This is a genomic window from Calidifontibacillus oryziterrae, assembly GCF_000331575.1.
Lineage (GTDB): Bacteria > Bacillota > Bacilli > Bacillales > Bacillaceae_J > Calidifontibacillus_A > Calidifontibacillus_A oryziterrae.
This window is the reverse complement of record NZ_ANOK01000005.1, coordinates 229029-242801: the sequence shown is the minus strand read 5'-3', so window position 1 is coordinate 242801 and position 13773 is coordinate 229029. Positions and strand designations below refer to the sequence as shown.

Genomic DNA, 13773 nt, shown 5'->3' with positions numbered 1-13773 from the left:
CCCAGAACACCCGTGGCTTTAGGCATAAGAGGTTCAGTCTGGTTTTGGGCTGCTGTTATTAAGGGTTTGTAATCGAATTCGCTATTTCCTGAACTAAAGGCTCACTCGCGTTATCATTATTATTTGTAGTATCATTTGGTAGCAGATTTTCTTGATAACGTTCAAAAAGCGCCGTCAGCGGACAAAATCTAGTGATTCCTTCGGCAATTTTCATCCCAGCCATCAATGCAACCCAAAAATAAGAATTACGCCATGGGCGTTTCACCATTTTTGCAGTTGCCCAAGCCAAAATTGTAAAACCAAAAGTGATTCGAACTAAAGCATTTACAAGCCCAATATTAGGTTTAACCATCATCATACAATTCCTCCTTCGTTACGTAAAAATATTGTCGATTTTTATTAAAATTTAATACTCTCTTTAGTGCGTTAAAATATGAAATATGGTACGATAACAATATATAGTGAATCATGAATGGAGGATAACAATGCCTGACCAGCCATACAGATGGAGGACAAAGCAAATTCGTGAACAAATTGCTGTCATTAATGGAAAGAGTTCACCATCTATAGTTTTGAAAAACGCTACATATTTAAATCAAGCCTTGCATAAGTGGATGACGGCAAATATTTGGATTTACGAGGATCGAATTATTTATGTCGGCAAGGACCTTCCGAAAAATACGCATGAAACTGAAATAGTTGACTGTCAAGACTTATTTGTTGTCCCTGGCTATATCGAACCACATGCCCATCCTTTTCAGTTATATAATCCCCATACGTTTTCTCAATATGCATCGCAAGGAGGAACAACTACATTTATTAATGATAACTTATTGTTTGCTTTGCATTTGCCTAAAAAGAAAGCGTTTTCGCTTATAGAGGATTTAAATAAGCTGCCTACTACGCAATATTGGTGGTGTCGCTATGATCCACAAACTGAAATACCAGGTGAAGACCAAATTTTTTCTCCAGAAGCCATTAACGATTGGTTAGAACATGACCTAGTTCTACAAGGTGGAGAATTGACTTCTTGGCCTAAGGTTATGGATGGCGATGATTTTCTGCTCCACTGGATGCAAGAAACAAAGCGATTAAGGAAGCCAATAGAAGGTCATTTACCAGGTGCTTCGGAAAATACATTAACAAAAATGCGGTTACTTGGAGTTGACTGTGACCATGAGTCAATGACTGGAAAAGATGTATTAATGAGGCTAACTCAAGGCTATACTGTATCGCTACGTTATTCATCCATCCGCCCAGATTTACCAAAGCTCTTGGATGAAATGAAAGACGAAGGCATTGATCAATATAATCGAATAATCTTTACAACTGATGGCTCGCCGCCCAATTTTTATAAAGATGGTGTGATTGATACAATGATTCAAATCGCCATCGAAAAGGGAATTCCAGAGATAGATGCTTATAATATGGCTTCCTATAATGTAGCTAGGCACTATGGTATTGATCATCTTCATGGGATGATCGGTCCTGGAAGGATTGCTCATTTAAACTTTTTAGAGGATATCAGAAATCCAAAGCCCGTATCTGTATTGGCAAAAGGGCAATGGGTTAAAAGGGATGGCCAAGCTGTAAATCAAGTGGAATCGTTCCCTTGGGACAATTATGGAATAGAGCCGCTTAATTTTAATTGGGATTTAACCATGGATGACTTACAATTTTCGATGCCGTTTGGAATGGAAATGGTAAATTCAGTGATTACAAAACCGTATTCAGTAACGATTGACGCATCAATGGATACATTATCAATGGATCATGATGAGAGTTTTTTAATGCTTATTGACAAAAATGGCAAGTGGAGAATAAACACGGTTTTAAAAGGGTTTGCTAGCAAAGTATCGGGATTTGCGAGCTCCTATTCAAATACTGGAGATTTCGTGTTAATTGGAAAGAATAAGCAAGATATGTTAAAAGCATTTAAGCGGATGAAAGAAATGGGTGGTGGCTTTGTTCTTGTAGAAAATGGCGAAGTTATTCATGAAGTAAGGTTACCTCTTCTTGGAGTAATGTCTAATAAGAGCATTAATGAGTTAATGGGAGATGAACAAGAGTTGTTTGATCTTCTTCGTGAAAGGGGCTATCCATTTATTGACCCTGTTTATACATTGTTATTCTTATCGTCAACACATTTGCCATATATTCGCGTAACACCGCAAGGAATATTTGATGTTATGAAAAAAGTAGTACTCTTCCCTTCAATTATGCGTTAAACTGATAAAGTATAAGGTTGTGTCCTAATGAAAAAGACAATTAAAATGGTACTTGTACTTGGAATTACGGCATTATTAATATCGTTGATAGGCTGTAGTTCAGAGAAACAAGTAAACGCACCAATAGAACAACCGGAAATACAATACATCGAGGATTCTGAGAGTGAGGAGACGTTTTTTAAACAAAACTATTCAAATATATATCCTTTAACTGGTATCGGAACAAATGAACAAATAAATCAGCGCATTTTTGCGGTGATGGTTAATAATCATTCAACTGCAAGGCCTCAATCTGGGCTTCATAAGGCAGATATCGTGTTTGAAATATTATCCGAATGGGAAATAACAAGGTATTTAGCGTTATATCAAAGCGAACTGCCAGATGTGGTTGGGCCAGTGCGAAGTGCAAGGGATTATTTTATTCATTTAAGTAATGGATATGGTTCAATATATGTAGCCTATGGTGGTAGTCCTGAAGCTTTTCTATTACTACGTGACATGGAAATGATGGACTATATTGGCGGGATTTTAAGAACAGGATACGCAGATGATGAATTTTTTTATAGGGTTAATTTTCGAAAAGCACCTCATAATGTGTATACAACTAAAGAAGAGTTAATTAGAGGGGCAGATCGAAGAAATTACTCACTTACGCAAAATGTTGAACCGTATTTGTTTATGACAGAAAACGAAATTCCAAAGATAAGTGGGAAACCTGCAAAAGACATCATGATAAATTATGGTCCTTATTATAACACTAGTTTTAAATTTGATGAAAAGTCGAAAAAATACCAAAGATTTACTAATGATGAACAAAGTAAAGATAGGGAGACAGATACTCCAATTGAAGTAAATAATGTTTTAATTATTGAAGCACCGCATAAAGTTATTGATAATGAGGGACGAAGAGATATACAGCTAGATGGTAGTGGGCGAGGATACATAATCCAACATGGTATTGTAAGAGATATTATTTGGGAAAATAATGATGGACGTATAATTCCTTATATTAATGGTGAAGTAGTAGCTCTTTCCCCAGGTAAGACATGGATAAATGTAATTCCTGATAGTCCTGGTCTAGAAAAAATGATTTCTTTTGGTATCGAAAACGAGGAGTGAAACCATGCAAATTGACAAATTGAGAGGAAAATCACTTGACCAGCTTTTTGAAGCAATACTATCTCTTAATGATCTTGAAGAATGCTATCGGTTTTTTGATGATTTATGTACAGTTAATGAGATACAATCATTAGCACAGAGGTTAGAGGTTGCGAGGATGCTAAGAGATGGGTTTACATACCATAAAATTGAAACGGAGACAGGTGCAAGTACGGCAACAATATCACGAGTAAAGCGCTGCTTAAATTACGGTAATGATGCCTATATTATGGCTTTAGATCGTGTTGATAGTAAAGCGAAGCAAAAAGAATGAATTTACATAAATATACAGCCGATTTCTCATTATGAGTTCGGCTTTTTTGTTTTGTTAGATTTGGTATAATACCCTTTAGTAGTGTCTCAGGAGGAATTTGTTCATGTATGATATAAAAAAATGGAAGCATGTTTTTAAGCTAGACCCAAATAAGGAAATTTCAGATCAGAATCTAGAAGCGATTTGTGAATCAGGCACTGATGCTGTCATAATTGGTGGAAGTGATGGTATAACGTTTGATAATACGATTTCAATGCTGTCAAGAGTTCGGAAATATACTGTTCCTTGTGTTTTAGAGGTTTCAACGTTAGAAGCGATTACACCAGGATTCGATTTTTACTTTATTCCAACAGTCTTAAATAGCTGTAATAAAAAGTGGATTGTTGATTATCACCATGAAGCCATTAAAGAGTATGGTGATATAATGAATTGGGATGAGATGATTGTTGAAGGTTATTGTATCCTGAATGAAGATTCAAAAGTAGCAAGGCTAACTGAGGCACAAACCTCATTGGTATTAGAGGATATCATTGCCTATGCGCAGCTAGCTGAAAGAATGTTTCATTTACCGATCTTTTACTTAGAATACAGTGGTACATATGGTGATCCGGATATTGTCCAAAAGGTTAAGTCTTCATTAAATAATACACAACTGTTTTATGGTGGCGGAATAAAAAATGAAAAAGATGCTGCTGAAATGGCACAATTTGCAGATACAATAGTTGTTGGGAACTTACTATATCATGATATAAAATCAGCATTAAGAACAGTTCATGCTACGAAGGTGGTGTAAGCCATGCAAACAAAAAAAGATGGGTTATTAAGCGGATTAAATAATGAACAGCAAGCTGCAGTGAAATGCACAGAAGGTCCACTATTAATTATGGCAGGGGCAGGAAGTGGGAAAACAAGAGTTTTAACACACAGGATTGCGTATTTAATGAGTGAAAAAGATGTGAATCCGTGGAATATAGTAGCGATAACGTTTACGAATAAAGCAGCAAGGGAAATGAAAGAACGTGTTTCTTTAATCGTTGGGGCTAGAGCAGAGGAGATATGGATATCAACCTTTCATTCAATGTGCGTGCGTATATTACGTCGTGATATTGATAGAATCGGATTTAATCGTAATTTTTCAATTCTTGATACAACAGATCAGCTTTCAATCATAAAAAGAATCTTAAAGGAAAAAAATATAGATCCGAAAAAATTTGATCCTCGGGCAATTTTAGGCTCAATTAGTGGAGCAAAAAATGAATTAATCACAGCAGACGAATACGCAAAGAGTGCAGCTGGGTATTTTGAAAAAGTAGTGAGCGATGTTTATAAAATATATGAAGATAGATTGAAAAAGAACCAGTCTTTAGATTTCGATGATTTAATTATGGTCACAATTCAGTTGTTTAATCGTGTTCCAGAGGTCCTTGAATTTTACCAAAGGAAATTTCAGTATATTCACGTAGATGAGTATCAAGATACGAACCGAGCGCAATATATGCTAGTAAAAATGATGGCGGATCGCTTTAAAAACCTTTGCGTTGTGGGAGATTCGGATCAATCAATTTATCGCTGGCGCGGGGCTGACATTAAAAACATACTATCCTTTGAAAAGGATTATCCGAACGCGAAAGTGATTTTGCTCGAGCAAAATTATCGTTCAACAAAACGTATTCTTGAGGCAGCCAACTTAGTGATTACGAACAACTCTAATCGAAAGCCGAAAAAGCTTTGGACTGAAAATGAAGAAGGAAATAAGCTTGTATATTATCGTGGCGATACAGAGCGGGATGAAGCGCACTTTGTTGCTGGGCAGATCAAAGAACTAGTTGATAGCGGAAAGCGTCGTTATAGTGAAATAGCAATTCTTTATCGAACCAATGCTCAATCCCGGGTGATCGAGGAAGTTTTATTAAAATCAAATATTAGCTATAACATCGTTGGCGGAATGAAATTCTATGATCGCAAAGAAATTAAGGATTTACTTGCGTATTTACGTTTGATTGCAAATCCTGATGACGATATTAGTTTAGAACGAATTATCAATGTGCCGAAACGTGGTATTGGCGCATCAACACTAGATAAGCTTGTACAATATGCTGCGCAGGATGGAAGGTCGATATACTCTGCATTAGATGATGTAGATTTCATAGGACTTTCAACCCGGTTTGCCAACACACTTGCAAATTTCAAAGACCAAATTCGAAATTGGCATCAGATGCAGGAATTTCTATCTGTTACAGAGCTTGTTGAAGAAGTACTTGAGAAAACTGGCTATCGTGAGATGTTAAAGGCGGAGAAAACACTTGAAGCGGAAAGTCGGTTGGAGAACATTGAAGAATTTTTATCAGTTACAAAAAACTTTGAAAAAACAAGTGAGGATAAAAGTTTAGTTACTTTCTTAACAGACTTAGCGCTCATTTCAGATATTGATCAAGCCGATCAAGACGAGGGGAAAAATAGCGAAGAACATGTAGTATTAATGACCTTGCATTCTGCAAAAGGATTAGAATTTCCTGTCGTTTTTCTGATAGGTTTAGAGGAAGGGATTTTTCCACATAGCCGTTCCTTAATGGACGAGGAAGAAATGGAGGAGGAACGAAGGTTAGCTTACGTTGGGATTACAAGAGCAGAAAATCAATTGTTTCTTACAAATGCACGCTTACGCACTTTATATGGGCGTACAAATGTTAATCAAGTTTCAAGATTTATCAATGAGATCCCTGAAGAGTTACTTGAAAATCTTGCCGAGACAACAAAGCAAGTATTCACACGTGGGAATCCATCACCATTCGGTCAATTAAGATCAGAAGTGCAGCAATCTATTGTTCGCCCATTGGCTAACAACACTGGTGGAGCTACGATTGGATGGCGAGTTGGTGATAAGGTAGAGCATAAAAAATGGGGAATAGGGACAGTTGTGAGTGTAAAGGGAGAAAATGAGGACAAGGAGCTTGATATTGCCTTTCCTCAGCCTGTAGGTATTAAACGCTTATTAGCAAAATTTGCTCCGATTACAAAGGTGTAAGGATGGTTAAAGAATGACTAGAGAAAATACAAGGCGCCGTTTAAATGAGTTAAAAGAATTATTGAATCAATACAATTATGAATACTACACATTAGATAAGCCGACAGTTTCAGATGCAGAATATGATAGATTAATGCAGGAATTAATGGAACTTGAAGCCCAGTATCCTGAACTGATTACACCGGATTCTCCATCACAGCGTGTTGGTGGCGAGCCTTTAGCTGCGTTTACAAAGGTTCAACATACATCACCAATGTTAAGCCTAGGGAATGCTTTTAATGAAGGAGACTTGCGAGATTTTGATCGCCGTATTCGCCAAGAGGTCGGAGACCAATTCTCTTATATATGTGAATTAAAGATTGATGGACTTGCCGTATCGCTCCGCTATGAAAAAGGAATATTTTTACTTGGAGCTACTCGAGGAGATGGTGTTGTAGGTGAGGATATTACCTACAACTTAAAAACGATTAAATCAATTCCTCTTAAGCTAAAGAATGAAATTAATATAGAGGTTCGTGGAGAGGCTTATATGCCAAAGCGAACTTTTGAAGAATTAAATAAAGAGCGGGAAACGCGTGGTGAAGAGTTATTTGCAAATCCCCGAAATGCAGCTGCAGGTTCTTTAAGACAATTAGATCCGAAAATAGCTGCAAAACGGCAACTCGATATGTTTGTATATGGGATTGGTGAAAATGAAGCAGTTATCCTCGATTCCCATAGTGCAGGGCTTGACTATTTAGAGCAAATAGGTTTTAAAACAAATCACGAAAGAAGACGATGTGCTTCGTTAGAGAACGTGCTCGAATTTATTGAATACTGGGCGGAAAAACGGCCCTCTTTACCTTATGAGATCGATGGAATAGTAATAAAAGTCGACTCTTTAGAGCAGCAGGAACAATTAGGATTTACTGCAAAAAGTCCTCGTTGGGCGATTGCTTATAAATTTCCAGCTGAAGAGGTTGTAACGAGACTAATTGATATTGAGTTAAGCGTTGGACGAACGGGTGTTATTACACCAACTGCAATATTAGAGCCTGTGAGAGTGGCAGGGACAACTGTTAAAAGGGCTTCACTACATAATGAGGATTTAATTCGCGAAAAAGATATTAAGCTTGGAGATTTTGTCACTGTCAAAAAGGCAGGGGACATTATTCCTGAAGTTGTAAATGTTCTCGAGAAGCGACGAACTGGCGAAGAAAAGGATTTTGTTATGCCATCAAGCTGTCCTGAATGTGACAGTGCGTTAGTCCGATTAGAGGATGAAGTGGCTCTTCGCTGTATTAATCCGAAATGCCCGGCACAAATCCGTGAGGGACTTATTCACTTTGTTTCTAGAAATGCAATGAACATTGATGGTCTAGGTGAAAAGGTCATTGCTCAATTGTTTAATGAAAATCTAATCCATGATGTTGCTGACCTTTATCAATTACAAAGAGACGAGCTATTACGGTTAGAACGGATGGGTGAAAAATCGGTTGATAACCTCTTGAATGCTATTGAAGCTTCAAAGGCTAATTCGCTAGAACGGTTAATTTTTGGTCTAGGTATTCGTTTAGTTGGCGAAAAGGCAGCGAAAACGCTTGCTCAGCAATTTGAAACGATTGATCGCTTGCAAGCCGCGACTTTAGAAGAATTGACGACAATTCAAGACATTGGTCATAAAATGGCTGATTCGATCGTTACTTATTTTGCGAAGCAGGAAGTAAAGGACCTGATTGAAGAGCTTAAGTTAAATGGAGTTAACATGGCCTATACCGGTCCAAAAGCGGTTAATGCTACCGAAATTGATTCTGCCTTTGCTGGTAAGACAATTGTTTTAACGGGTAAGCTAGAGCAGTTAACGAGAAATGAAGCTAAAAAAGAAATCGAAGCACTTGGTGGCAAAGTAACTGGAAGTGTGAGCAAAAGCACAGACCTTGTAATTGCCGGTACTGAAGCCGGTTCAAAGCTTGATAAAGCAACTCAATTAGGAATTGAGATCTGGGATGAAGCTAAGTTAATACAAGAGCTGAAGCGCTAAACTAAAAGTTGGTTTTAATTGTTGTTAATGGAGCTTGTTTCGCAAAAAAATATTGGCTGATGTGAATGGGGGGAAGAAGAATTGAGGAAATATAGAATTGCTTTGGTAGTCCTGTTGCTGATGCTTTCAGCATGTACCCCAAAAATAGAAAATGAGGAAAAGGTCGTTCAAGAAACGGAAGAAAAGACAGAGACAGCGATTATTCCAAAATATAAAATCTCAGATGAATATTATCGAACAATTTTACCTTTCAAGCCAGGGAAGGCAAGAGGTCTTGTAAATTACACAGTGTATAATCGTCTAGATTTAAATGAGCTTGAAATGGGTCTTATGAGAATTGCACAAGAAAATTTCAAGCCAAACGATTATTATTTTCAAGAAGGTCAATATTTAACTTCTGAAATGGTAGAAGAATGGATTAGAAGACAAAGTGAGAATGCCGAAGAGGGTTTGAATCCATCACTAGATGAAGATAACGCGACAACAGAAGAATTTCGGAACAATCCAAGATATTTATCTCATGTTATGGAGCATAATTATTTAAAAAGAAATAACGAGGATAAAGTAGAATTGGGTGGTGTTGTAGTAGGGCTAGCTTTAAAATCGGTTTACAATTTTAATGAACCAACAAACGGTTATCCGCGTGAACAGGTTATCCCGGATGAAGAGATCGAAAAACAAGGGAAAGCACTTGCGCTTCAGGTTTTGCAACGAATGCGCAGTATTAAAGGCTTGGAACAAATGCCAATTGTGATAGCTCTATTTAAAGAAAAACCTAGGGAATCAATCGTGCCGGGGAATTTCTTTGCCAAAGCGTATATTGGTGAAAATGATAATTCGATTTCAAAATGGGAAACGATTAACGAACAATTTATATTATTTCCATCTCAAGATGCCAAAGATTTATATTTTGATGATTACACGAAAATGCTAAACTTTAAAGCGGATGTTGAAAACTACTTTCCAAACTTTATTGGTGTAATTGGAAGAGGGTTTTACCGTGATGGTCAGCTTCAAGAAATGACGATTGAAATCCCGGTTCAGTTTTACGGAAAGGCTGAACTAATTGGGTTCACTGAATATATTACTGGTTTAGTTCTAGATCATTTTCCACCATATATTTCTGTTCAAGTCTATATTTCATCAATCGATGGTCAAGAAGCATTGATTAATTGGGATGGTGGGGAAACAAAGCCGTTTGTTCATATTTATCGATAGAGCTATCTTGAATAATAGTGTGAAACTTTGGTATTATCAATTTATTGTTAATTATTGAACAAGTGTCCGTTGATTGCGGACAAGCAATATAGGGGAAAGTGGCTGTCTTACAAAACTAATGGGTCAGGCACCTTGGTACAATATTTAGCGATGAAAAGAAACTTTTTGTGCTATATGTTGAATATCCAGAGAGACAGACCTCATGATGAGGCGCCCCCTTCCACATTTCTATATGGAGGTGAAAGAAATGTCACGAATTACAGTTGATCAAGTTAAACACGTTGCCCATTTGGCACGTTTAGCGGTAACAGAAGAGGAAGCAGAAATCTTTACAAAGCATTTGGATGCAATCATTGGATATGCGGAATTATTAAACGAATTAGATACTGACAACGTTGAACCGACAACGCATGTGCTTGATATTAAAAATGTGCTAAGAGACGATACAGCACGTCAGTGGTTATCACAAGAAGAAGCATTGAAAAATGCGCCTGAGAAAAGAGATGGTCAATTTAGAGTGCCATCGATTATTGAGTAAGGAGAGGAGGTTTGCTACATGTCGTTATTTGAGCATAAAATCGCAGATTTACATAGTATGATACATAAAAAAGAAATTACCGTTACAGATTTAGTGAATGAATCTTATAAAAGAATCGCTGAAGTTGAAGACAAAGTAAAGGCGTTTCTTACTATAAATGAAGAAACAGCACGTAATGAGGCTGCAAAATTAGATGAAAAAATGAGTGAAATGGACGAATTTGGCCTTTTATTTGGGATGCCGATTGGTGTGAAAGATAATATTAGTACAAAAGGTTTACGGACAACTTGTGCTAGTAAAATTCTCGCAAACTTTGATCCTGTTTATGATGCGACAGTTACTGAAAAATTAAAAGAAGCCCAGGCAATTATCATCGGTAAATGTAATATGGATGAATATGCAATGGGTTCATCCAATGAAAATTCAGGTTTCTATCCGACGAAAAATCCATGGAATTTAGATTACGTACCAGGTGGATCAAGCGGCGGTTCAGCAGCAGCAGTAGCAGCAGGTGAAGTGCCTTTTTCATTAGGATCTGACACGGGTGGTTCGATTCGCCAGCCAGCAGCCTTCTGTGGAGTGGTAGGCTTAAAGCCGACTTATGGGTTAGTGTCACGATTTGGACTTGTTGCGTATGCATCGTCATTAGATCAAATTGGCCCAATTACTAGAAGTGTTGAAGATAATGCCTATATTTTACAAACAATTGCCGGTCATGACAAAATGGATTCGACATCAGCAAATGTTGATATACCAGATTACGTATCAGCATTAACAGGTGACGTTAAAGGTTTGAAAATTGCGGTACCTAAAGAATATTTAGGTGAAGGTGTAACGGAAGAAGTAAGAACAGCTGTCATGAATGCTTTAAAAGTATTAGAGGCACAGGGTGCTGTATGGGAAGAAGTTTCTCTTCCACACTCTAAATATGCGGTTGCAACTTATTATTTAATTGCTTCATCAGAGGCATCTGCCAATCTATCACGATTTGACGGTGTCCGCTACGGTGTTCGTTCCGATAACGCCAAGAATATTATTGATTTGTTTAAAATGTCTCGTAGTGAAGGTTTTGGAGATGAAGTAAAGCGCCGCATTATGCTAGGGACATTTGCGTTAAGCGCAGGTTATTATGATGCTTATTATAAAAAAGCACAAAAGGTTCGGACATTAATTAAAAATGACTTTGAAAAAGTATTTGAAAAATATGATGTTATAATCGGGCCTACAAATCCAACACCAGCATATAAAATTGGTGAAAAAACGGATGATCCATTAACTATGTATCTTGAAGATATTTTAACAATTCCGGTAAACCTTGCAGGGGTACCAGGGATTTCAGTCCCTTGTGGATTTTCAAGTAACGGTCTGCCAATCGGTCTACAAATTATTGGCAAGCATTTTGATGAAAGTACGGTCTATCGTGTCGCTCATACATTCGAGCAAGCAACTGATTTCACACGACAAAGACCGAATCTGTAGGGGAGGTTACGAATATGGCATTTGAAACAATCATCGGGCTTGAGGTCCATGTTGAATTAAAAACAAATACAAAAATCTTTTGTGATTGCGCCAACGAATTTGGAGCAGCCCCTAACAGTAACACATGTCCAATCTGTCAAGGCCATCCGGGTGTTTTACCAGTAGTGAATCGGCAAGCTGTTGAATTTGCCATGAAGGCAGCGATGGCTCTTAATTGCGAGATTGCACCGATTACAACGTTTGATCGCAAAAACTATTTTTATCCTGACAATCCAAAGGCTTATCAAATTTCACAATTTGATAAGCCAATTGGGGAACACGGTTGGATTGAAATTGAAGTTGACGGTAAGAAGAAGCGAATTGGCATTACTCGTATACATATGGAAGAAGATGCTGGTAAATTAACGCATACAGGTGACGGCCATTCATTAGTTGACTTGAACCGCCAAGGGACACCATTAATCGAAATAGTATCTGAGCCAGATATGCGTTCACCAGAAGAAGCGTATGCTTATTTGGAAAAATTAAAATCTATTATCCAGTATACAGCGGTGTCTGACTGTAAAATGGAGGAAGGTTCATTGCGCTGTGATGCCAATATTTCTCTTCGCCCGATCGGTCAGGAAAAATTTGGTACAAAAACAGAGCTTAAAAATTTAAACTCATTTGCCTTTGTTCGTGACGGATTGGAGTATGAGGAAAAACGTCAGGAGCAGGTGTTGTTGACTGGCGGTGTGATTAACCAAGAAACACGTCGGTACGATGATGCGAAAAAGAAAACGATATTGATGCGTGTGAAGGAGGGCTCTGACGATTATCGTTATTTCCCGGAGCCGGACTTAGTTGATATTTATATTGATGAGGACTGGATGAATCGTGTTCGTGCATCAATTCCGGAGCTTCCAGATGCCCGTCGCAAACGCTATGTTGGCGAACTTGGGTTACCTGCTTATGACGCTGCGGTATTGACGGTTTCTAAGGAAACATCAGACTTTTTCGAAGCTGTCGTTGCTGTCGGCGCTGATCCGAAACAAGCGTCCAACTGGATTATGGGTGAATTATCAGCATACTTAAATGCTAATAATGCAGAGCTTCATGATATAAAGCTGACACCAGAAGCGTTAGGGAAGTTGATTGCTCTTATTCAAAAAGGAACCATTTCTTCGAAAATAGCGAAGGACGTTTTCAAGGAGCTTGTTGAAAACGGGGGCGACCCTGAAAAGGTTGTGGAAGAAAAAGGCCTTGTCCAAATTTCCGACGAAGGCGAGCTTCGCGGCATTGTTGCTGAAGTAATCGACAACAATCCGAAGGTTGTTGAAGACTACAAGAGCGGTAATCAAAAAGCAGCTGGCTTCTTCGTAGGCCAAATTATGAAAGCAACAAAAGGCAAAGCAAATCCACAAATGGTGAACAAACTCATTGCTGAAGAGCTTGCGAAAAGATAAATAATGTAGGAATATGCTATGATTTTCCCTAGCTAATAGTTCTTTATAAGTCCATTGCAATATTGTTGCAAGAATTTCTTGGGAATTAGCTTAGCTTCAGCTGGATGTGGTTTTGGTTACGACCTTCAAACTACCATAGTAATACTTGCGTGTCATTTTAGAGATTCTTTCTGGAATCTCGTTGTGGAGTTACGTCCGTCAAATTACCATAGTGATACTTGCGTGTCATTTTAGAGATTCTTTCTGGGATCTCGTTGTGGAGTTATGTCCGTCAAATTACCATAGTGATACTTGCGTGTCATTTTAGAGATTCTTTCTGGGATCTCGTTGTGGAGTTACGTCCGTCAAATTACCATAGTGATACTTGCGTGTCATTTTAGAGATTCTT

Annotated in this window: 11 protein-coding genes; 10 read left to right on the top strand and 1 reads right to left on the bottom strand. The window is 37.9% G+C overall.

Translation table 11 applies throughout. The annotated features are described in order from the left end of the window. Nucleotides 1–58: 58 nt before the first annotated feature. Nucleotides 59–355, bottom strand: a complete 297-nt coding sequence (locus D612_RS0105620; RefSeq protein ID WP_026092407.1) for a YgaP family membrane protein — start codon at nucleotides 353–355, stop codon at nucleotides 59–61. Between the two features lie 130 nt (nucleotides 356–485). Between D612_RS0105620 and D612_RS0105615 the strand changes: the two genes are divergently transcribed. The 10 genes from D612_RS0105615 to gatB all read left to right on the top strand — a co-directional run bounded on the left by D612_RS0105615 (nucleotide 486) and on the right by gatB (nucleotide 13385). After that, nucleotides 486–2228, top strand: a complete 1743-nt coding sequence (locus tag D612_RS0105615) for an adenine deaminase C-terminal domain-containing protein (protein ID WP_017754516.1) — start codon at nucleotides 486–488, stop codon at nucleotides 2226–2228. Nucleotides 2229–2255: 27 nt separating this feature from the next. Beyond that, nucleotides 2256–3347, top strand: a complete 1092-nt coding sequence (locus D612_RS0105610) for a DUF3048 domain-containing protein (RefSeq protein WP_017754515.1) — start codon at nucleotides 2256–2258, stop codon at nucleotides 3345–3347. Between the two features lie 4 nt (nucleotides 3348–3351). Next, entirely contained in the window at nucleotides 3352–3660 is a 309-nt protein-coding gene (locus D612_RS0105605; RefSeq protein WP_017754514.1) for a YerC/YecD family TrpR-related protein, read from the top strand. A gap of 103 nt (nucleotides 3661–3763) precedes the next feature. After that, on the top strand, nucleotides 3764–4453 hold the full coding sequence (pcrB, locus tag D612_RS0105600; protein WP_017754513.1) for a heptaprenylglyceryl phosphate synthase: 690 nt from the start codon (nucleotides 3764–3766) through the stop codon (nucleotides 4451–4453). 3 nt (nucleotides 4454–4456) lie between these two features. Further along, a complete protein-coding gene (pcrA, locus tag D612_RS0105595; RefSeq protein WP_017754512.1) occupies nucleotides 4457–6685 on the top strand; it encodes a DNA helicase PcrA in 2229 nt (742 codons plus the stop codon). A gap of 13 nt (nucleotides 6686–6698) precedes the next feature. Then, nucleotides 6699–8705, top strand: coding sequence for an NAD-dependent DNA ligase LigA (gene ligA / locus D612_RS0105590; protein WP_017754511.1), 2007 nt, complete (start codon nucleotides 6699–6701; stop codon nucleotides 8703–8705). An 81-nt stretch (nucleotides 8706–8786) separates the two neighbouring features. Next, a complete protein-coding gene (locus tag D612_RS0105585; RefSeq protein WP_017754510.1) occupies nucleotides 8787–9923 on the top strand; it encodes a CamS family sex pheromone protein in 1137 nt (378 codons plus the stop codon). 247 nt (nucleotides 9924–10170) lie between these two features. Further along, nucleotides 10171–10461 (top strand): Asp-tRNA(Asn)/Glu-tRNA(Gln) amidotransferase subunit GatC, encoded by a 291-nt coding sequence (gene gatC / locus D612_RS0105580; RefSeq protein ID WP_017754509.1) that lies wholly within the window; start codon nucleotides 10171–10173, stop codon nucleotides 10459–10461. 18 nt (nucleotides 10462–10479) lie between these two features. Then, nucleotides 10480–11940: an Asp-tRNA(Asn)/Glu-tRNA(Gln) amidotransferase subunit GatA gene (gatA, locus tag D612_RS0105575; protein WP_017754508.1), complete on the top strand. Its 1461-nt coding sequence runs from the start codon at nucleotides 10480–10482 to the stop codon at nucleotides 11938–11940. A gap of 14 nt (nucleotides 11941–11954) precedes the next feature. Beyond that, a complete protein-coding gene (gene gatB, locus D612_RS0105570; protein ID WP_017754507.1) occupies nucleotides 11955–13385 on the top strand; it encodes an Asp-tRNA(Asn)/Glu-tRNA(Gln) amidotransferase subunit GatB in 1431 nt (476 codons plus the stop codon). The last annotated feature ends 388 nt before the right edge of the window (nucleotides 13386–13773 follow it).

Coding starts and splice junctions, on each gene's coding strand:
- D612_RS0105620 (WP_026092407.1), bottom strand. CDS start 355: ATGATGGTTAAACCTAATATTGGGCTTGTAAATGCTTTAGTTCGAATC.
- D612_RS0105615 (WP_017754516.1), top strand. CDS start 486: ATGCCTGACCAGCCATACAGATGGAGGACAAAGCAAATTCGTGAACAA.
- D612_RS0105610 (WP_017754515.1), top strand. CDS start 2,256: ATGAAAAAGACAATTAAAATGGTACTTGTACTTGGAATTACGGCATTA.
- D612_RS0105605 (WP_017754514.1), top strand. CDS start 3,352: ATGCAAATTGACAAATTGAGAGGAAAATCACTTGACCAGCTTTTTGAA.
- pcrB (WP_017754513.1), top strand. CDS start 3,764: ATGTATGATATAAAAAAATGGAAGCATGTTTTTAAGCTAGACCCAAAT.
- pcrA (WP_017754512.1), top strand. CDS start 4,457: ATGCAAACAAAAAAAGATGGGTTATTAAGCGGATTAAATAATGAACAG.
- ligA (WP_017754511.1), top strand. CDS start 6,699: ATGACTAGAGAAAATACAAGGCGCCGTTTAAATGAGTTAAAAGAATTA.
- gatC (WP_017754509.1), top strand. CDS start 10,171: ATGTCACGAATTACAGTTGATCAAGTTAAACACGTTGCCCATTTGGCA.
- gatA (WP_017754508.1), top strand. CDS start 10,480: ATGTCGTTATTTGAGCATAAAATCGCAGATTTACATAGTATGATACAT.
- gatB (WP_017754507.1), top strand. CDS start 11,955: ATGGCATTTGAAACAATCATCGGGCTTGAGGTCCATGTTGAATTAAAA.